Raw genomic sequence first — 19,256 nt, 5'->3', positions numbered from 1 at the left:
ACCCGCCCGCCCCACCCCACCGAAACGAGGTACACGTGACCACCACCGCACCAGCGCCCGTCACGTCGACGGACACGCTGCTCGACTTCGGCAACGTCGAGATGACGTTCCCGAACGGCACCGTCGCCCTGCAGGGAGTCGACCTCACCGTGGACCGCGGCGAGTTCGTCTCCGTCGTCGGCCCCTCCGGCTGCGGCAAGTCGACCCTGCTCCGCATCGCCTCCGGTCTCGAGACCGCCTCGGACGGGACCGCCCAGGTCGCCGCGGACCGGATCGGCTACGTCTTCCAGGACGCCACGCTGCTGCCGTGGCGTTCGGTGCAGGGCAACGTCGAGCTGCTCGCCGAGCTGCAGCACGCACCGAAGGCCGACCGGGCCGAGAAGGCACGACGGGCGATCGACCTCGTCGGGCTCAACGGCTTCGAGTCGAACCTGCCGAAGCAGCTCTCCGGCGGCATGCGGATGCGCGTCTCGCTCGCCAGGTCGCTCACCCTCGACCCGCAGCTGTTCCTGTTCGACGAGCCGTTCGGCGCCCTCGACGAGATCACCCGCGAGCGCCTCAACGACGAGCTCCTCCGGCTCTTCGTCGCGCAGCGCTTCGCGGGGCTGTTCATCACGCACTCGGTGTCCGAGGCCGTGTACCTGTCCACCAAGGTCATCGTGATGTCCGGTCGCCCCGGCAGCATCGTCGGCCGCTTCGACGTCCCCTTCCCGATGCCACGCGACCCCGACATCCGGTTCACCCCCGAGTTCGCCGAACTGGTCGGCGAGGTCTCACACGCACTCCGAGAGGGGCACCGCTGATGACGACCCTGCAGCAGGTCACCGAGGCCAGGGCAGCGAGACTCGCCACCGCCGCTCCCGACCGCGTCGCGCCGTCACGTGGTGGCAGCCGGTCGTGGTCTTCGCCGTCCTGATCGGCGTCTGGTACGCGGCCGCCGCCTACTACGACCACGTCAGGAACCTCGCGTTCCTGGTGCCGTACCCGCACCTCGTGCTCAAGGCGATCGTCTGGGACACCGGCGTGAACGGTGCCCCCACGACGTTCGACAGCGACCTGTGGAAGGCGCTCGGTCGCACGTCGGTCGTGTCGCTGACCGGGCTCGCGTTCGCGATCGTGATCGGTGTCGTCTGGGCGATGCTGATGGCGCAGGCGAAGTGGCTCGAGAACTCGCTCTACCCGTACGCCGTCGTCCTGCAGTGCGTGCCGATCCTGGCGCTGGTGCCGCTCATCGGCGCCCTGTTCGGCTACGAGTTCACCAGCCGGGTCATCGTCACGGTGATGATCGCCCTGTTCCCGATGGTCTCCAACACGCTCTTCGGACTGCAGTCCGCCGACCGGGCGCAACGCGAGCTCTTCCAGCTGCAGCGGGCCGGGCGCGGTGCGCAGCTCATGAAGCTCCAGGTCCCCGCCGCGCTGCCGTCGATCTTCGTCGGCCTGCGGACCTCTGCGGGGCTGTCGGTCATCGGCGCGATCGTCGGCGACCAGTTCTTCCAGCGCGGCAACCCCGGGCTCGGCGTCCTCATCCAGGTCACCGCCTCACGCCTGATGGGCCCGGAGCTCTACGCGACCATCATCATCGCCTCGCTCTACGGCGTCGCCGTCTTCCTGCTCTTCGGCCTGATCGGTCGCCTCGCCGTCGGGCGCTGGCACGACTTCGGCTGAGCCCCCCCCGACCATCCCTCCCATCATCCCGACGCACCACGTGAACAGCACCACGAACGGAGCACCCATGCGCATCAAGACCCGCCTCGGCATCGCGACCGCCGCCCTCGGCGTCACCGCGATCGCCCTCACCGGCTGTGCGAGCGGATCCGGCGCCGCGACCGGCGACAGCACGTCGACCGCGTCCACGGCGAGCGGCCCGGCCGTCGACCTGTCGGACGTCTGCCCGGCGACCGTCGTCGTCCAGACCGACTGGAACCCAGAGGCCGACCACGGCCACCTGTACCAGATGCTCGGACCGAACCCGAAGATCGACGCGAGCGGCAAGTCCGTCACCGGCGACCTGTACGCGAACGGAAAGTCGACCGGCGTGCAGCTCGAGGTCCGCGCAGGCGGCCCGGCGATCGGCTACTCGACCGTCAGTTCGCAGATGTACCAGGACAAGGACATCACCCTCGGCTACGTCTCCACCGACGAGGCCGTGCAGTTCTCCGACAACCTGCCGACCACCGCGGTGTTCGCCGAGAACGACCAGTCGCCGATGGTGCTCATGTGGGACCCGTCGAAGTACCAGGACGTCGACTCGATCAAGTCGCTCGGCAAGGCGCTCGAGAAGAACGACGGCGTCGTGCGCTACTTCAGCGGTGCCGCGTACATGACCTACCTCGAGCAGTCGGGCAACCTGCCGAAGAGCGTCCTCGACGGCAGCTACGACGGCACGCCGTCGAAGTTCGTCTCGGCCGGCGGCAAGGACGCGCAGCAGGGCTTCGCCACCGCCGAGCCGTACATCTACCAGAACGAGGTCGCAGCCTGGGGCAAGAAGGTGGACTACTCGCTCATCTCCAGCACCGGGTGGAACCCGTACCCCGAGACCATGTCGGTCCGCAGCGGTGACCTGGAGAAGCTGAGCCCGTGCCTGGAGAAGCTCGTGCCGGTGATGCAGCAGGCCGACGTCGACTACTTCAAGGACCCGACGCCGACGAACGACCTGATCGACCAGCTCGTCCAGCAGTACAACAACGGCTGGACCTACGACGCCCAGGTCGGCGCGTTCGCCGTCAAGCAGATGAAGAAGCTGAAGGTCGCGACCGACGGCGACAACGCCTACGTCGGCGACATGGACGCCGACCGGATGACGGACTTCATCGCGAAGGCGAAGCCGATCTTCGACGCATCCGGCGGACACGTGAAGGCCGGCCTCACGGCCGACGACCTCTACACGAACAAGTTCCTCGACGACAAGATCGGGTTCGGCTTCTAGCCGGCCACGGGGCCGGCCGCCATCGCGGTGGTCGGCCCCACCCACCGTTCTGGAGGCTCGGTGCCGGACCGTCACCGAGCCTCCCGTCCGACCACCCCACAGGAGCCCCCAATGCCCGCCACCCAGGAATCCCTCGACACCCTGCGGGTCGCGCTCGTCGACCTGCTCGGCGACCGCGGCGTCAGCACCGACCAGCGGACGCGCGAACGCGCGTCCGTGGACGAGGCGACGATGAGCCCGATCCTCACCGAACAGCTCCCCCTCGGCCTCGCCGACCTGGTCGCGTACCCCGCGAGCGCCGACGAGATCGCCGCCGTCCTGCAGCTCGCGGCGCGGCACGGCGTCCCCGTCACCACCCGGGGCAAGGGAACCGGCAACTACGGCCAGGGCATCCCGCTGCACGGCGGTGTGGTGCTCGACACCTCGCGGGCGCGCGCCGTCGTCGAGGTCGGCGACGGGTACGTCACGGCAGAGGCCGGCGCCTCGATGGTCTCGCTCGAACAGGCCGCAGCGGCCGCCGGGCAGCAGCTCTGGATGTACCCGTCCACCGCGCAGTCGACGATCGGCGGCTTCCTGTCCGGCGGCTCCGGCGGGACCGGGTCGATCTCGCACGGATCGAACTGGGAGGGCTTCGTCACCGCGCTCGACATCGCGCTCCCCGGCGAGGACGGACTGCTGCACGTCGAGGGCGCCGAAGCGCAGACGTTCGTGCACACCTACGGCACAGCCGGGGTCATCGCGCGCGCCACCGTGCGGCTCGAGCCCCTGCAGGACTGGCGGGCCGTGTACGCGACGTTCCCCACCTTCGAGCAGGCGCTCACCGCGGTCCGCACGCTCCGTGGGACGACCCCGGCACCACGCCTCGTGAGTGCCGACCGAGCCGAGATCGCGGCGAAGCTGCCGAAGGACCCCGCCATCGCCGTCGACCGGGCGAGCCTGCGCGGGATCATCGACGCCGTCGTGCTCGAGGAGTCGCGGGACCTGATCGAGGCAGCGGGTGGCACCGTCGAGGACGTCCGCGAGGGGCTCCAGCAGACGACCAAGGTCTCGATGCTGTCCTACAACCACCCGATCTGGTGGCTCAAGCGGAACTCGCCGGACACCGTCTGGTTCCACGTCGAGGTCGGCGGCGAGGCGCTGATCGACCGCATCGCCGAGGTCGAGGCGGTGTACCCGGGCGCCATGCTGCACATCGAGGCGGCGCACATCGGGCCGATCGGCATGCTGACCGCGCCGTACACCGGCGCCGAGGACGTCTACGCCGGCTACCCGGCACTCCGCGACCTCGGCGTCCGCGTGCACAGCCCCCACCAGTACTACGTCGACCACGGCGTCGAGGAACTCGTCGCGCTCAAGCAGCGCACCGACCCCGCCGGACTGCTGAACCCCGGGCACGTGATCGACCCCGCGCTGGTCGAGTCCGGCGGGTCCACGGCGTCGGCGCAGCCGAGCATCCCGGGATTCGGCAAGTGAGCGGGACGAGGAACCTCGCCGAGCTGTCCGGCCCCGAGGTCGCGGCACGGTTCACGCCCGACACGATCGTCGTCCAGCCCACCGGCGCCGTCGAGCACCACGGACCGCACCTGCCGCTCCTGACCGACTTCCTGCTCGCGGACCACATCGGCGGCGCGGCCGTCGAGCGCGCGGCGACCGAGGGGCTCGACGTGTGGCGGCTCCCGACCCTGGCGTTCACGAAGTCGGACGAGCACAGCTGGGCGCCGGGCACCGTGTGGCTCGACGAGGCGACGATGTTCGACACCGTCGTGCAGGTCGGCCGCGCCGTCGCCCTCACCGGTGCCGGCACGCTGGTGTTCGCCAACGGACACGGCGGGAACGTCGCGCTGCTGCAGGTCGCGCTGCGCGAGATCCGGAAGCGGTTCGGGCTGAAGACGTTCCTGATGCCGACCCTGGCGCGCGTGCCTGGGCCCGGTGGCGAGGACGCCGACGAGCGCGGCCTCGGGATCCACGGCGGCGCGGCGGAGACCTCGATGATCCTGCACCTGCGTCCGGACCTCGTCGACATGTCGAAGGCCGAACGGTGGGTGCCGGACCACCTGGCCGAGTTCGAGCGCATCCGGTTCAACGGCGGCCCGGTCAGCTTCGGGTGGCTGTCGAACGACTTCGGGACACCGGGTGTCATCGGGGACGCGAGCCGCGCGACGGCGGAGTACGGCAAGGCGCTGTGGGACGTGTCGCTCGACGAGGCGGTCGCGTCGCTCCACGAGATCGCACGGTTCGACCCCGCCGTCCGGCGGTGACGTCGGTGCTGCCGGGCGAGGCCACCGCGGACGGTTCCGGTTCCGGTTCTGCTTCTGCGGCGCCGGCGGACCCCCTGGCGCTCGCCGCGTCGTGGCTCCCCGGCACGGGTACGCCGGTGACGATGACGCTGTCGACGATCGGCCTCGACGGCTACCCGTCGGCGAGGACCGTGCTGCTCTCCGCGTTCGACGGGGAGCGCCTGCACTTCCACACCGACTCCAGGAGCCGGAAGGCCGCCGAGGTCGCGGCGGTCCCCAGGGCGACCGCCACGATCGTCTGGCCGGAGGCCGCTCGACAGCTCGTCGTCACCGGGGACGTCGCGCCGGTCACCGACCAGGAAGCTCGGGCCGCCTACGCCGCGAGGACCCAGTACCTGCAGGTGCTCGCCTGGGTCAACGACCACCCGCTCGCCGCTGCGGAGGACGACGTGCGGCGCGCGACCTGGGCGGCGTTCATCGCGGAGCACCGGGACGCCGTGCTCGATCCGCCCGACACCTGGGTCGGCTACGCGATCACGCCCGTGCGGATGCTGTTCTGGCGTGGTGCGACGGACGCGCCGAGCAACCGGCTCGCGTTCGAACGGGACGGGGACGGCACGTGGACCTCGGAGCGCTGGCCGGGCTGACGGTCCGACCACCGGACGGGGCGCCCGATGGTCAGATCGGGGCGATGTGCTCCCGAACGAGTTCCATGGCGTTGTCGTACAAGCAAAACAGGTTCCTGCCTGAATTACTTGGTTCGCTCCTCCTCTGCGGCGGCGGGCTGCCGGGAGCGGTCCAGGACGGCGGTGAACGCAGCGTCGAGTTCGCCCGCGATCGCGTCGGGTTCGGCCAGGTACCCGCCGACCATCGCCCCGTCGCGGAGCATCATGAGCTGGCCTGCCGTGACGTCCGGGTCGGGGGCGCCTGCGTCGGCGGCGATCGTGGCGAAGAAGTCGCGCATCCACTCCCGGTGCCGACGGACGACGGCGCGGACGGGATCGTCGGGGTCGGGGGTCTCCGCCGCGGCGTTGATGAACGGGCAGCCGCGGAACCCCGGCAGGCAGCTCGCCTCCCCGATGAGGGATGCGATCGCTCGGGCCGCATCCAGACCGTGACGCCCGTCCGTCACGTGCGAGAAGGCTCCGCGCTCGCCGTCTGCCTGGGCCTCGAGGTAGGCCACCGCCAGGTCCGTCTTCGTGCGGAAGTGCCGGTAGAACGTGACCTTCGTGATCCCCACCCGATCGATGACCCGATCGGCACTCGTGCCGCGGATGCCCGAGGCGGCGAAGAGCTCGGTCGCCGCGTCGAGGATGCGCTCCCTGGTCGCGACGGCACTCCTGCGCGGTGCGGTGGCGGCGGTCACGACTTCTCCCTCGGGGCTTGCGGTCTCGACGGACCCAACTCTAGAGTCCTCGATGTAGACGTACTAGTAACTCTACATTCATCTTCCACGAACGGACTCCGCCATGACCACCATCGAGCACGCGACCTCGAACGTCGCCTCCTCCCTCCGACGGCTGTACTTCTTCCGCTTCGGCTTCGCCGTCCTGTGGGCGATCGCCCTCGCGGTCACCGCCGCCACGCTCCCGACGCTCGCCGCGACGGTCGTGGTGCTGCTCGTGCTCTACCCGGTCGTCGACCTCGCCGCTGCGGTGTGGGACCACCGGTCGTCCCGGGACACCAAGTCCGCTCGGGCACTCGTCCTGAACATGGCGCTGAGCCTGCTCGCGGCGATCGGCCTCGGCATCGCCGCAATGTCGGGCGCGCCGGCGGTCCTCGTCGTCTGGGGCGCGTGGGCGATCACCGCCGGTGCGGTCCAGCTCGTCCTCGCCGTCGCGCGTCACCGCATGGGTGGACAGTGGCCGATGATCCTCAGCGGAGGGATCTCGGTGCTCGCCGGTGCCGGGTTCGTCTCGCAGGGCCTGAACGGCGGGACGGGACTCACGAGCCTCGCCGGCTACGCGGTGCTCGGCGGCGTCTTCTTCCTCGTCTCGGCACTGCGCCTGCGGCGCGCAGCCAGCCTGTAGGCCCGTCGCGGCCCCGCCACGACCCTCCCGTCCGTCGTCACCCTGCTCGCGCAGAGCGAGAGCGCAGATGATGCGTTCTCGGGGGCGATCTGCTCGCCGTTTCCGCGCACTCGATGCGGCGGGCGGCGCGCGGCCGGCGCGCGGCCGGGTCAGGCCCCGGTCGGGCAGACGGTCTGGACGGGGCCGGTCGACGCGGGGACGACGACGTCGGTGGACGCCACCGGCACCGCGTTCCCACTGCGCAGCCCGAGGCCGACCAGCACGACGGCCCCGACGACCGCGATGCCACCGGCGAACCAGAAGTCCGCGGCGATCCCGAACGACGTCACGGCGACGCCGCCGAGCACCGATCCCGCGGCGATCGCGAGCTGGATCGTGGTGACGAAGAGCGCGAGACCGGTCTCCGAACCGCCGGGTGACGCGGTGGACATCCAGGTCTGCATCCCGAGGGGGAGTGCGCCCCACACGAGGCCCCAGACGACGAGCAGGGTGAACACCCCGACGACCGAGTGGGCGAGCAGCGGCAGCGCGATCACGGCCGCGGCCAGGACGATCTTGGACGCCCCGATCGTGCCGAGCACGTTCCGGCTCAGCGTGACCCCCGCCACGAAGTTGCCGACGATGCCGGCCACGCCGAACACCAGGAGCGCGAGGGTGATCGTCTCCGGCCCGACACCGACGAGCTCCTGCAGGTACGGCGCGACGTAGGTGTACGCCGCGAACTGCGCCGCGAAGACGAACGCGGCGCCGATGAGCCCGACCCGGGCCCTCGGCACGCGGAGCAGTGCGCCGAGCGTGGCGAATCGCACCCGCTGCACCGCCGGGATGCTCGGCAGCATCGCCAGCTGGAGCACCAGCGCGACCAGCCCGAGCGCGCCGCCGATCACGAACCCGAGGCGCCAGCTGCCGAGCGCGGAGACGAACGCGCCGAGCGGCAGGCTGACCACGGTGGCGACCGAGACGCCCGCGGTGATGAAGGAGGTCGCGCGGATGACCGACGGGGCCGGGACGAGCCTCCCGGCGATCCCGGCACCGATCGCCCAGAAGCCACCGATCCCGACCCCGAGCAGCATGCGAGCGGCGAGGAGGACCGCGAACGTGGGCGCGACGGCCGCCAGGCCGTCGGCGACGACCAGCAGCACCGTCAGGGCGACGAGGACCACACGACGGTCGAGGCGCGAGGTCGCCACCGTCACGACGGGGGCGGCGACGGCACCGACGAGTCCGGTCGCGACGACCATCAAGCCGGCGGTCCCGACCGGGACGTCGAGGTCGGCGGCGATCGCGGGGAGGAGCCCGATGGGCAGGAACTCGGAGAGGACGAGCACGAAGGAACCGAGTGCGACGGAGAGGACGCTGAGCCACCCACGGCGCTGGGCTGACGATGTCATGGAGGGGTCAAACCCGGACACGCGGGTTCCATTCCCGCGGTCGGCAGTGTGACGGACGGGAGGCACGGTGCCAGCTGGCACCGTGCCTCCCGTCCGGTCTGCGGTCGCGCCTACTGCGCGTCCTGGATGGCCTTCTTCAGCTGCGTCACGTACTGCTCGGCCCCCGCCTTCGGCGTGGTCTTGCCGAACTGGACGTTCTGCCAGATCTGGGCCAGCAGCGTGTCCGCGTCCTGTGCGCCGACCGGCGTGATCGGTGCGGGCGGACCGGACTCTGCGGTGACCTGCTTCACGTAGTCCATGACGATCTTGTCCGAGCCGCTGAGGTCCGGCGTGATCTGCTTCTGGAACGCGGGGTTCGCGGGCATGCCGCGCTCGGCGCCGAAGATCTTGCCGACCTTCGGGCTGGTCGTCAGGAAGTCGATGAGCTCAGCCGCTTCCGCCGGGTGCTTCGACTTGCTCGAGATCGACCAGTACATCGAGGACTTGAGGTACTGCCAGCCCTTCTTCGCATCGGCGGCGGCCGGCATCGGGAGCATGTCGAGCTTCTGCGACGGCGCTGCGACCTGGTACGCGCTGAGGTTGGACGGGATGAACGTCATCGCGACCTTGCCGGTGGCGATGTCGGACTGGTCGAGCGCGGCGTTCGTGCCCTCGGCGAGCTGCGACGGACTCGGCGTGACCCCGGCGTCGATCTGGTCGAGCGCGTACTGCCAGTAGTCGGCGAGCATGGACGGCTTCAGGACGACCTTGCCCTTGTCATCGAAGACCGCGCCGCCGTGCTGGCGGGCCCAGAGCGTCAGCGACGGGGTGTCGCCGCCGAACGGGTCGAGACCCTTGACCTTGCCGCCGGACTTCTCGGTGACCTCCTTCGCGACCGTGTTCATCTCGTCCCACGTCCACCCCTTCGCGGAGGGCATGTCGATGCCGTACTCGTCGAGGACGGTCCGGTTCACGGCGACGCCGATCGAGTTCAGTCCGATCGGGACGGCGTAGAGCTTGCCGTCGTACTGGCCCGTGTCGCGGACGTTCTTCGTGAGGTCCGAGGTGTCGAGGTACTTGCTGTACTGCCCGAGGTCGGCGATCGCGCCGCGCTGGGCGTACGAGGCGACGTAGATCTGGTCGAACTGCATGACGTCCGGCGCGCTGCCGCCGGCGACGGTGGTGGCGAGCTTGTCCCAGTAGCTGCCCCAGTCGGTGGACTGGGTCTTCACGGTGATGTTGGGGTGCTCCTTCTCGAAGGCCTTCACCGCCGCTTCGGTGGCGGTGACGCGGGCCCCGGCGCCCCACCAGTTCAGGGAGATGGTGACGGGGTCCTTGCTCAGCTCGACTCCACCGCCGTTCGAGTTGCCGACGGCGCAGCCGCCGACGGCGAGGACGGAGGCGGTGGCGATCGCGACGGCGCCGATGACGCGTGATCTCAGGTGCATGGTCTTCCTTGCTCTGGTGAGTGGATCGATCGGGTGGGGCGGTTCACTTGCCGCCGGTGGTCGCGATGCCCCTGAGGAGGAACCGCTGGCCGAAGAGGAACGCGAGGAACACGGGGACGAGCGTGACGACGCTCATCGCGAAGAGGGCGCCGAAGTCGGACTGCCCGGTCGGGTCGATGAACTGGCGGAGGGCGACGGACGCCGTGTACTTGTCCGGCGCGGTGACGAACACGAGCTGGCTGAAGAAGTCGTTCCACGTCCAGATGAAGGTGAAGATCGCCGCCGTCGCCAGCGCCGGCTTCATGAGCGGCAGGATCACCTGGAAGAAGATCCGTGCGTGCCCTGCGCCGTCGATGCGCGCGGCCTCGTCGAGCTCCCGCGGGATCCCGCGGATGAACTGGACCATCAGGAAGACGAAGAAGCCGTCCGTGGCGAGGAACTTCGGCACGATGAGCGGCAGGAACGTGTTGATCCAGCCGAGCTGCGAGTAGATGACGTACTGCGGGATGATGAGCACCTGGATGGGCAGCATCATCGTCACGAGCATCGCGCCGAACGCGAGCCGCTTGTACCGGAAGCTCAGCCGCGCGAACGCGTAGGCCGCGAGGGAGCAGCTCACGAGGTTGCCGATGATGGCGCCGATCACGATGATCGCCGAGTTCGCCAGGTACACGCCGAACGGGCGTTGCAGGGCGCTCCACCCCGTCGTGTAGTTCTCGGTGTCGAAGGTGTTGAGCACGAGGCTCGGGTTGTCGAAGATGTGCCCGTCGGGGCGGAGCGAACTCACCACCATCCAGAGCACCGGGTAGAGCATCACGAGGCTCAGCAGGATGAGGACGGTGTGCTTGGCGATGCTGCCGGCGCGTGAGCCGCGGGCCTTCGCGACGCGGACCGTGTCGGGTCGGGGATCGGGCCGGCGGTCCGCCGGGGGCGTCGCCGGCGCGGGACGCAGCGCGGTCGAGTGATCAGTCATCGTAGAAGACCCAGTACTTCGAGGCCCAGAAGTTGAGCGCGGTGGCGGCGCCGACGATGAGCAGGAGGAGCCACGCGATCGCGGAGGCGTATCCCATCTGCAGGCTGCCGAACGCCTTCTGGTAGAGGTAGAGCGTGATGAAGAGGGTTGAGTTCGTCGGCCCTCCAGTGCCGTTCGAGATCACGTAGGCCTGCGTGAACGACTGGAAGGCCCCGATGATCCCGAGCACCAGGTTGAAGAACACGATCGGGCTGAGCAGCGGCAGCGTGATCGACCGGAACTGCCGCCAGCGGGTCGCCCCGTCGGTGGAGGCCGCCTCGTAGTACTGCCGGGGGATCTGCCGGAGCCCGGCGAGGAAGATCACCATCGGCGCCCCGAAGGTCCAGACGTGCAGGATGATCAGCGTCCCGAGGGCCGTGTTCGGGGACCCGATCCAGGACTGTCCCTGGATGCCGAAGACCGCCAGGAGTGCGTTGAGCAGTCCGTCGCCGCCGAACACCAGGCGCCAGAGCACCGCGATCGCGACACTGCCGCCGAGCAGGGACGGCAGGTAGAGGACCGACCGGTAGAACGACAGCCCCCGCATCCCGCGGTCGAGCAGCACGGCGACGAGGAGGGCGGCCGCGAGCTGCAGCGGGACGGAGACCACCGTGTAGACGAGCGTCACCACGAGCGAGCTGCCGAGGTTGGTGTCCTCGACCATCCGCTGGATGTTGGTCAGGCCGGTGAACGTCGGGTTCTGCAGGAGGTTGTAGTTGGTGAAGGACAGGTAGAGCGAGGCGAGGATCGGGCCGAGGGTGATCCCGACCATGCCGATCAGCCACGGGGCGAGGAAGACGGCCGCGGCCTTGTCGTCCCGCCGGGAAGCGGGGATGCGTTTCCCCTGGGCGTCTCGTGCGCGGAGTGCACGGAGTTCGCCGAGCGCACTCACCTGGAGCTCGCCGTCATGGAGTTGCTGCGTTGCACGATTCCCATCTCCTTTGATGGTGGTGTCGGTGACTGGGCGCCACGGTAATCGTTGTAACCAACCTTGGCAAGCGCTTTCCAAGATCGTGCCGACCGCCGGTCATGAGCGTCGAGTGCGCCCTCGCCTGCCATGCTGGAGTCGGCCGAGAACACGAGGCCGGGACGGGGTACGAGGTGGTGGAACGCAGCGGCGCGACCCTGGAGGACGTCGCCCGCGCGGCCGGCGTCTCGCTCGCGACGGCGTCCAGAGCGCTCAACGGCAGCACCCGCCGCGTGCGTCCCGAGTACGTCGAGCGGGTGGAGGCGGCGGCGCGGGAACTCCGGTACATGCCCAACGTGCAGGCGCAGGCCGTCGCGCGTGGGGCGACGACGGTGGTGTCGCTCGTCGTCGGCGAGATCACGGACCCGTACTTCGCACAGATCGCCGCGGGGGCGATGCGGGCGGCCGACCGGGCCGGCCTCGTGCTCGTGATCACCTCTACCGCGGGGGACGCGGAGCGCGAGGCGTCGGTGTTGCGGAGTGTCGCGGGACTCCGGCCGCGCGCGGTCGTCCTCGCCGTGAGTCGCAGGACGAGCAGCGCGGCCGCAGCGGGCGTGGAGCTCCTGCGTGGCGGTGGCGCCTCGGTCGTCGCCCTGGTGTCGGACGAGGGTGCCGCATCGCCGACCGCCGTCATCCCGCTCGTGATCGGGAACCGCGCGGGAGCGACTGCGCTCGCCGAGGCGCTCGTCGACGAGGGGCACCGGGACTTCGCGGTGCTCGCCGGGGAGCCGGACGTCGTCACCGCCAGGGCACGGGCGACGGGCTTCGTCGACGGGCTCGCGCGCCGGGGGATCCGTCTGGCGGACGACCGGGTGGTCGCCGGGGTGTTCACGCGTGACGGTGGCCATGCCGCGATGACGCAGCTGCTCGAGGCCGGGGTCCGCCCCGGGTGCGTCTTCGCGGTCAACGACGTCAGTGCGGTCGGGGCGCTCGCCGCGATCCGCGACCACGGGCTCGAACCGGGGCGGGACATCGCGGTCGCTGGGTTCGACGACGTCGGCACGCTGGCTGACGTGGTGCCCGCGCTGTCGACCGTGCACCTGCCGCTCGAGACGATCGGGGAGTTCGCCGTCCAGGCGGCCCTCGGCGAGGACGTGCCCGCGGTGGTCGCCGGCGAGGTCGTCCTCCGCGCGAGCACCAGGCTCGCCTGACGACGGGCCTTCCCTCGGCGTGTGCATCGGTGTACCGTGCGGTAAGCGCTTTCCGCACGGCATCCGTGCGCGATCACCGACGATCACCGGAGGACTCCGTGTCACGACCACCACTCGGCATCATCATGAACGGCGTCTCCGGCCGGATGGGGTACCGGCAGCACCTCGTCCGCTCGATCCTCGCCATCCGGGAGCAGGGCGGCGTGCTGCTGTCCGACGGCTCCCGCGTGCAGGTCGAGCCGCTGCTCGTCGGGCGCTCCGAACCGAAGCTCGCCGAGATCGCGCACCGGCACGGCATCGAACACTGGACGACCGACCTCGACGCCGCACTGTCCGACCCGCGCTGGGACGTCTACGCCGACTTCCTCGTGACCAGTGCCCGCGTCCCAGCACTCCGCCGCGCGATCGCCGCAGGCAAGGCGGTCTACACCGAGAAGCCCACCGCGGAGACCCTCGACGACGCCCTCGACCTCGCCCGCGCGGCCCGTGACGCCGGGGTCAAGAACGGCGTCGTGCACGACAAGCTGTTCCTCCCGGGGCTCAGGAAGCTCCGTCGGGTGCTGGCGTCCGGCGCCCTCGGACGGGTCCTCAGCGTCCGCGGGGAGTTCGGCTACTGGGTCTTCGAGGGCGACTGGCAGGCCGCGCAGCGCCCGAGCTGGAACTACCGCGCCGAGGACGGCGGTGGCATCGTCGTCGACATGTTCCCGCACTGGAACTACGTCATGGAGGACCTGTTCGGCCGGGTCGAGTCCGTCTCCGCCCGTGCGGTCACCCACATCCCGGAGCGCGTGGACGAGCACGGCAAACGGTACCGGGCCACCGCGGACGACGCGGCGTACGGCATCTTCGACCTCGCAGGCGGGATCACTGCGCAGATCAACTCGAGCTGGGCGGTGCGCGTCGACCGCGACGAGCTCGTCGAGTTCCAGGTCGACGGCACCGAGGGCAGCGCCGTCGCCGGGCTCTTCGCCTGCCGGGTCCAGCACCGGAGCACCACGCCGAAGCCGGTCTGGAACCCCGACATCCGCGACGACAACGACTACCGCGCCGGCTGGCAGGAGGTCCCCGACAACGAGGTCTTCGAGAACGGCTTCAAGGTCCAGTGGGAGCAGTTCGTGCGCCACGTCGTCGAGGACGCGCCGCACCCGTACGACCTGCTCTCCGGTGCGCGCGGGGTGGCGCTGGCGGAAGCCGGTCTGCGGTCGGACCGCGAGGGGCGACGGATCGACCTGCCGGACCTGCGGCTCGGCGACGGAGCCGCACCGAGCCTCCAGTCCGACGACACCCGGGTGACCGCATGACGGACCTGACGCTCCTCGCGCCTGATGGCACCACGGCCGGCGTCCCGCTCCGCGAGGCCCCGGTGTGGACGAAGCCGCGCGGACCGCTCACCAGTCGGGTCGTCTACGCGGCGGCCCATGTCGTCCCGCGCGTCGCGGGCGACAACACCCCGGGTGCCGCAGCGGACATCGACTGGGACGCGACCCTCGCGTTCCGGCACCACCTGTGGTCGTGGGGGCTCGGCGTGGCGGACGCGATGGACACCGCGCAGCGCAACGCGGGCCTCGACCCGGTCGCGATGCGGGAACTCGTCCGGCGCAGTGCGGCAGAGGCCCGTTCCGTCGGTGGGCGCATCGTGGTCGGCGTGAACACCGACGACATCGCGTCCGACGGTGCCACCCTCGACGAGATCGTCGACGCGTACGTCGCGCAGCTCCGGCACGCCGAGGAGCACGGTGCGGTCGCCGTCGTGATGGCGAGTCGGCACCTGGCGCGCGCGGCCCGGACGGCCGACGACTACCGACACGTGTACGAGCGGGTGATCGCCGCCGCGACGCAGCCGGTGGTGCTGCACTGGCTCGGCGCCGCGTTCGACCCGGTGCTCGAGGGGTACTTCGGGTCCGCGTCCGCGTCCGCGGACTCCGTCTCGGATGCGGCCGAGACCGTCCTCCGGATCATCGCGGATGCCGGCGAACGGGTCGCCGGCATCAAGATGAGCCTGCTCGACGCGGACGCCGAGGTCGCGCTCCGCTCGCGGCTCCCCGGGACCGCCAGGATGTTCACGGGGGACGACTTCCACTACGTCGACCTGATGTCCGAGCAGGCCGGTCGGCACTCCGACGCGCTGCTCGGGGCCTTCGCCGCGATCGCGCCGATCGCGGCGTCGGCGGTGCAGGCGCTCGACCGCGGCGACGCGGACGGGTTCCGCAGCGTCCTCGGTCCGACGGAGGCGCTCGCTCGGCAGGTCTTCGCCGCGCCGACCTGGCACTACAAGACCGGAATCGCCTTCCTGTCCTGGCTGAACGGTCACCAGCCCGCCTTCACGATGGTCGGTGGCATGCACGCGGCGCGCAGTCTGCCGCAGCTGTCCGAGACCGTCCGCCTCGCGAACGCCTGCGGCGCGCTCGAGGACCCGGACCTCGCCGCGTCGCGCTGGCACGGTCTGCTCACGTTGGCTGGGGTGCCGGTCGGGTCGGCCGGGAGGCTCGGTGCCGGTCCGCGCGGCGGCTCCAGGAACGCGGTGGTCGCGTGAGCACCGTGGCGGGGGGCGCGGGCGCGCGGGTGGGTGGGCGCGCCGAGGCGCACCCGCGCTTGTCGCTCAACCAGGCGACGGTGAAGTCCGCGTCGCTCGCCGAGGCGATCGCCGCCACGCGGTCCGCCGGCATCGGTGCGATCGGGACGTGGCGTGAGCCGGTGCAGGACGTCGGACTCGACGAGGCCGCGCGGATGCTCGCCGACTCCGGGCTCCGGGTGTCGTCGCACTGCCGCGGCGGCTTCTTCACGCCCGTCGAGGGCGCGGTCCGGCGGGCGGCGATCGACGACAACCGGCGGGCGATCGAGGAGACGGCGGCACTGGCGGCTGCGGGAGCCCCGGGATCGCGAGCGGTGCTGGTGCTCGTCGCCGGGGGACTCCCGTCGGGATCGACGGACCTGGTCGGGGCGCGGGGCAGGGTCGCCGACGCGCTCGCCGAACTCGAACCGACAGCGGCCGCAGCGGGCGTGCAGCTCGCGATCGAGCCGCTCCACCCGATGTACGCGGCCGACCGGGCTGTCGTGTCGACGCTCGCGCAGGCCCTCGACCTCGCCGCGCCGTTCGACCCGGCCGTCGTCGGGGTCGTGGTGGACACCTTCCACGTCTGGTGGGACCCTGCTCTGCCCGGATCGGTCGCGCGAGCCGGGAGGGAGCGCCGGATCGCCTCCTACCAGGTGAGCGACTGGGTCACGCCGATCGCCGCGGACCCGCTGCTGTCGCGCGGCCTGATGGGGGACGGGCACATCGACTTCGGCCCGGTCTCCGAGGCCGTCGACGCGGCCGGGTACACCGGGGACGTCGAGGTCGAGGTGTTCAACCAGGACGTCTGGGACACACCGGCCGACGTCGTCGCCGAACGGGTGGTCGCGGCGTTCGACGCGTGCGTTCCCGTGGCTCGCCGATGACCGGGGCGTCGGTCGTGCTCGTCGGGGTGGGCGGCTTCGGGGCGGTGCACCTGGCGAACCTGCGGCGGTTGCAGGCGGCGGGCGCGGTCCGGTTGATCGGGCTGGTCGACCCCCTCGTGGTTGATGTCGATGCCGTCGGCGCTCCGCTCTTCCCCACACTCGGCGACGCCTTCGCGGGTGTCGGCGTGCCGGACGTCGTGATCGCCGCGGTACCCATCCCCGTGCACGCGACCGTCGCTGCCGAGGCGCTCCGTGCCGGTGCCGACGTCCTGCTCGAGAAGCCGCCCTTCGCCCGGATGGCGGACTTCGAGACCCTGCTCGCCGTGCAGCGCGAGACCGGCCGGGTCGTACAGGTGGGGTTCCAGAGCCTCGGGTCGCACGTGCTCGACGACCTCGATGTCGACCGGTTCGGCATCGGGCAGGTCCGGCACGTGCGGGCGATGGGCACGTGGGTGCGTCGCGCGGCGTACTGGAAGCGCTCGCCCTGGGCCGGAAGACGCTCGCTCGACGGCGTCGACGTCGTGGACGGGGTCGTCACGAACCCGCTCGCGCACGCGGTGGCGACGGCGCTCCGGATCGCCGGGGTCCAGCGTGTCGAGGACGTGGAGCGTGTCGACGTCGATGCCTACCGGGCGAACGCGATCGACGCGGACGACACCACGGCGCTCCGGATCGTGCCCGCTCCGCTCGACGCCGACCGACCGTCCGTCTCCGCTGCCCTGACCCTGGCGGCGTCGGGCCCGGCGGATGCGGCACCGGTCGTCGAGGTCGTCGGCGACCGCGGTACCGTCTCCTTCCGGTACACGACGGACGAGGTCGTCGGTCCGGACGGCGCGGTGACTCCTGGTACGAGGACCGACCTGCTCGAGAACCTCCTGGCCCACCGTGCCGACGGCGTCCCGCTGCTGGTGCCCCTCGACTCGACCGGTGCGTTCATGCGGGTCGTCGAGGCGATGCGCACCGCACCGGAGCCCACCAGGATCGAACCCCGTTTCGTCGAGGTCGTCGGGACCGGCGCCGACGAGCACCCGGTCGTGCAGGACGTCGAGCGCTGGGTCCGGGCGGCCGCGGACCTCGACGGGACGTTCGTCGACGCCGGCGCCCCGTGGGCGTCAGCCGGTCGGGACGCCGTGGTGGCCACCGCCGGTGCAGGACCGCTCCTCGTGCTGCAGGACGGCGCCGGGACCACACCGTCCTCGTCCCCTCGCCCGTTCCTGCACCCCGTCCGGACACTCGGCGGCGTCGAACTCACCGCCCGTCGACCGGCTGACCACGACTGGCACCTCGGGCTGGGGTTCACCGTCGCCGATGTCGACGGGACGAACACCTGGGGCGGCGGGACGTACGTGCACGGGCGCGGGTACGTCGACCAGGACGACCACGGGCGGCAGCGGCTGGACGACCTCGAGCGGGACGCCGACTCGATCACGGCGTCCCTGACGTGGGTCGATCGCGACGGTGCCGACCAGCTCCGCGAGGTCCGCACGATGCGGTCCCGACCGCTCGACGGTGACTGCTGGCTGCTGGACCTGTCCACCTCACTCGAACCCGTGGGGGACCGGCCGGTGACGCTCGGGAGCCCCGGGTCGAACGGTCGGGCGCGCGCCGGGTACGGCGGGTGGTTCTGGCGCTTCCCGCCGTGCTCGGGCGTCGAGGTCTCCACGGCCGACGCCGACGGGGAGGACGCCGTGCTCGGCACCCGGGCACCGTGGGTCAGATGGGCGGCGGACTTCGCCGGGACCCCGGGAGCGACCGGGCCGGCGACGGTCCTGCTGACGTCCTCGTCGCGTGACCCGTGGTTCGTCCGGGCGACCGACTACCCGGGCATCGGTACGGCGATCGCGTGGGAGCAGCCCGTCACCGTCTCGCCGGGAGACCCCTTCGTCCGCTCGCTCCGTGGGGTCGTCGCCGACGGCCGTCGTCCCGCCGCTGCGCTGCTCCGACACCTGGCCTGACCGGAGCTCACCGCCGTCGCATCACCGCACGCCAGATCTGGTTCGGCCGGAGGGGTGACCCACCGAGTGGCTCTCGTTCCGCTCCCGGTGCTCGAAGGGCATCGAGGAGCAGGTCGACCCATCGTCTGTGGAGCTGTGGGGCCACCTCGCCGAAGGCCGCGATCGTGCTCGACATCGAGAGCTGCAGGACGGCCACGTCCTCGAGCGCCGCGTCGGCCCGGATCGAGCCGGAGTCCTGCGCGCGACGGAACAGCGACTCGAGGCCGGTCTGGATCTCCGCACGCATGGCGAGGAGCGTCGGAGCGCCCGTGAACCGAGTGGTCATCAGGTCGCTGAAGCCCTCGCGCCGCGCCTCGATCTCCGCTGTTCGCCGGATGAAGGTGGCGAAGCCGCTCCACGGATCCCCTTCGGACAGGGCGGCGCACTCGTGGACCAGGTCGAGGACCTCCTGCAACGGTGCCAGGAGGACCTCCTCCCACAGGGCAGCGCGCTCGGGGAAGTGCCGGTAGAGCGTCGCGTTGCCGACTCCTGCGGCCGCGGCGATCGGTTCGAGCGGGGCGTCGAGTCCCCGCTCCGCGAAGGCCGTGCACGCCGACTCGACGATCGCTGCTCGGTTGCGGAGGGCGTCCTTCCGAGGTGCTCTCGCGGGGGTCTCGCTCACGATCGGAGTGTACGACGGCGATCCGGGAATACGGACAGTGGTGTCCGGATTGAATCGGACA

Annotated in this window: 18 protein-coding genes; 12 read left to right on the top strand and 6 right to left on the bottom strand. The window is 71.1% G+C overall.

All coding sequences use genetic code 11. The features are described from left to right. Positions 1-35 precede the first annotated feature (35 nt). From ACEN9V_RS10595 to ACEN9V_RS10570, 6 genes are all read left to right on the top strand, one after another. On the top strand, positions 36-803 hold the full coding sequence (locus ACEN9V_RS10595; RefSeq protein WP_413600280.1) for an ABC transporter ATP-binding protein: 768 nt from the start codon (positions 36-38) through the stop codon (positions 801-803). Positions 804-897: 94 nt separating this feature from the next. Next, a complete protein-coding gene (locus ACEN9V_RS10590) occupies positions 898-1,665 on the top strand; it encodes an ABC transporter permease (RefSeq protein WP_413600279.1) in 768 nt (255 codons plus the stop codon). Positions 1,666-1,732: 67 nt separating this feature from the next. After that, positions 1,733-2,926, top strand: coding sequence for an ABC transporter substrate-binding protein (locus ACEN9V_RS10585; protein WP_413600278.1), 1,194 nt, complete (start codon positions 1,733-1,735; stop codon positions 2,924-2,926). 111 nt (positions 2,927-3,037) lie between these two features. Further along, a complete protein-coding gene (locus tag ACEN9V_RS10580) occupies positions 3,038-4,399 on the top strand; it encodes an FAD-binding oxidoreductase (protein ID WP_413600277.1) in 1,362 nt (453 codons plus the stop codon). Beyond that, positions 4,396-5,184, top strand: a complete 789-nt coding sequence (locus ACEN9V_RS10575; protein WP_413600276.1) for a creatininase family protein — start codon at positions 4,396-4,398, stop codon at positions 5,182-5,184. Before ACEN9V_RS10580 ends, ACEN9V_RS10575 begins: the two co-directional genes overlap by 4 nt. Further along, on the top strand, positions 5,181-5,810 hold the full coding sequence (locus tag ACEN9V_RS10570; protein WP_413600275.1) for a pyridoxal 5'-phosphate synthase: 630 nt from the start codon (positions 5,181-5,183) through the stop codon (positions 5,808-5,810). Before ACEN9V_RS10575 ends, ACEN9V_RS10570 begins: the two co-directional genes overlap by 4 nt. Positions 5,811-5,914: 104 nt before the next feature. Here the strand turns inward: ACEN9V_RS10570 and ACEN9V_RS10565 are convergent, their stop codons facing one another. After that, positions 5,915-6,529, bottom strand: coding sequence for a TetR/AcrR family transcriptional regulator (locus ACEN9V_RS10565; RefSeq protein WP_413600274.1), 615 nt, complete (start codon positions 6,527-6,529; stop codon positions 5,915-5,917). Positions 6,530-6,632: 103 nt separating this feature from the next. Between ACEN9V_RS10565 and ACEN9V_RS10560 the strand changes: the two genes are divergently transcribed. Continuing rightward, a complete protein-coding gene (locus ACEN9V_RS10560) occupies positions 6,633-7,193 on the top strand; it encodes a hypothetical protein (protein WP_413600273.1) in 561 nt (186 codons plus the stop codon). A gap of 149 nt (positions 7,194-7,342) precedes the next feature. Here ACEN9V_RS10560 and ACEN9V_RS10555 read toward each other — a convergent pair whose 3' ends face one another. The 4 genes from ACEN9V_RS10555 to ACEN9V_RS10540 form a co-directional block, all read right to left on the bottom strand. Beyond that, positions 7,343-8,584, bottom strand: coding sequence for an MFS transporter (locus ACEN9V_RS10555; RefSeq protein ID WP_413600272.1), 1,242 nt, complete (start codon positions 8,582-8,584; stop codon positions 7,343-7,345). Between the two features lie 110 nt (positions 8,585-8,694). After that, positions 8,695-10,011, bottom strand: coding sequence for an ABC transporter substrate-binding protein (locus ACEN9V_RS10550; protein WP_413600271.1), 1,317 nt, complete (start codon positions 10,009-10,011; stop codon positions 8,695-8,697). A gap of 43 nt (positions 10,012-10,054) precedes the next feature. Further along, on the bottom strand, positions 10,055-10,984 hold the full coding sequence (locus ACEN9V_RS10545; RefSeq protein WP_413600270.1) for a carbohydrate ABC transporter permease: 930 nt from the start codon (positions 10,982-10,984) through the stop codon (positions 10,055-10,057). Further along, positions 10,977-11,915, bottom strand: coding sequence for a carbohydrate ABC transporter permease (locus tag ACEN9V_RS10540; RefSeq protein WP_281266515.1), 939 nt, complete (start codon positions 11,913-11,915; stop codon positions 10,977-10,979). Before ACEN9V_RS10540 ends, ACEN9V_RS10545 begins: the two co-directional genes overlap by 8 nt. Before the next feature lie 137 nt (positions 11,916-12,052). On the opposite strand from ACEN9V_RS10540, the gene ACEN9V_RS10535 reads away from it, so the two are divergent. From ACEN9V_RS10535 to ACEN9V_RS10515, 5 genes are all read left to right on the top strand, one after another. Further along, on the top strand, positions 12,053-13,141 hold the full coding sequence (locus ACEN9V_RS10535) for a LacI family DNA-binding transcriptional regulator (RefSeq protein WP_413600269.1): 1,089 nt from the start codon (positions 12,053-12,055) through the stop codon (positions 13,139-13,141). A gap of 125 nt (positions 13,142-13,266) precedes the next feature. Beyond that, the gene (locus ACEN9V_RS10530; protein ID WP_413603053.1) at positions 13,267-14,442 is read left to right on the top strand and encodes a Gfo/Idh/MocA family protein; all 1,176 of its coding nucleotides are present in this window, start codon (positions 13,267-13,269) and stop codon (positions 14,440-14,442) included. Continuing rightward, complete coding sequence (locus ACEN9V_RS10525; RefSeq protein ID WP_413600268.1) at positions 14,439-15,674, top strand: DUF993 family protein; 1,236 nt, start codon at positions 14,439-14,441, stop codon at positions 15,672-15,674. The genes ACEN9V_RS10530 and ACEN9V_RS10525 overlap by 4 nt, the downstream gene beginning before the upstream one ends. Further along, positions 15,671-16,579 (top strand): sugar phosphate isomerase/epimerase family protein, encoded by a 909-nt coding sequence (locus tag ACEN9V_RS10520; protein ID WP_413600267.1) that lies wholly within the window; start codon positions 15,671-15,673, stop codon positions 16,577-16,579. The genes ACEN9V_RS10525 and ACEN9V_RS10520 overlap by 4 nt, the downstream gene beginning before the upstream one ends. Further along, entirely contained in the window at positions 16,576-18,534 is a 1,959-nt protein-coding gene (locus tag ACEN9V_RS10515; RefSeq protein WP_413600266.1) for a DUF6807 family protein, read from the top strand. Before ACEN9V_RS10520 ends, ACEN9V_RS10515 begins: the two co-directional genes overlap by 4 nt. Positions 18,535-18,541: 7 nt before the next feature. Here ACEN9V_RS10515 and ACEN9V_RS10510 read toward each other — a convergent pair whose 3' ends face one another. Next, positions 18,542-19,195 carry a TetR/AcrR family transcriptional regulator gene (locus tag ACEN9V_RS10510; RefSeq protein WP_413600265.1) on the bottom strand — a complete coding sequence of 218 codons (654 nt, stop codon included), beginning with the start codon at positions 19,193-19,195 and terminating at the stop codon, positions 18,542-18,544. Positions 19,196-19,256: the final 61 nt, after the last annotated feature.

The sequence above is a fragment of the Curtobacterium sp. Curtsp57 genome, assembly GCF_047324335.1.
Lineage (GTDB): Bacteria > Actinomycetota > Actinomycetes > Actinomycetales > Microbacteriaceae > Curtobacterium.
This window is presented reverse-complemented; position numbering and strand designations above follow the sequence as displayed.

Excerpts from the sequence above, each read along its gene's own strand:
- ACEN9V_RS10535 (WP_413600269.1), top strand. The coding sequence starts at position 12,053 with ATGAGCGTCGAGTGCGCCCTCGCCTGCCATGCTGGAGTCGGCCGAGAA.
- ACEN9V_RS10580 (WP_413600277.1), top strand. The coding sequence starts at position 3,038 with ATGCCCGCCACCCAGGAATCCCTCGACACCCTGCGGGTCGCGCTCGTC.
- ACEN9V_RS10515 (WP_413600266.1), top strand. The coding sequence starts at position 16,576 with ATGACCGGGGCGTCGGTCGTGCTCGTCGGGGTGGGCGGCTTCGGGGCG.
- ACEN9V_RS10530 (WP_413603053.1), top strand. The coding sequence starts at position 13,267 with ATGAACGGCGTCTCCGGCCGGATGGGGTACCGGCAGCACCTCGTCCGC.
- ACEN9V_RS10555 (WP_413600272.1), bottom strand. The coding sequence starts at position 8,584 with ATGACATCGTCAGCCCAGCGCCGTGGGTGGCTCAGCGTCCTCTCCGTC.
- ACEN9V_RS10550 (WP_413600271.1), bottom strand. The coding sequence starts at position 10,011 with ATGCACCTGAGATCACGCGTCATCGGCGCCGTCGCGATCGCCACCGCC.
- ACEN9V_RS10560 (WP_413600273.1), top strand. The coding sequence starts at position 6,633 with ATGACCACCATCGAGCACGCGACCTCGAACGTCGCCTCCTCCCTCCGA.
- ACEN9V_RS10525 (WP_413600268.1), top strand. The coding sequence starts at position 14,439 with ATGACGGACCTGACGCTCCTCGCGCCTGATGGCACCACGGCCGGCGTC.
- ACEN9V_RS10545 (WP_413600270.1), bottom strand. The coding sequence starts at position 10,984 with ATGACTGATCACTCGACCGCGCTGCGTCCCGCGCCGGCGACGCCCCCG.
- ACEN9V_RS10585 (WP_413600278.1), top strand. The coding sequence starts at position 1,733 with ATGCGCATCAAGACCCGCCTCGGCATCGCGACCGCCGCCCTCGGCGTC.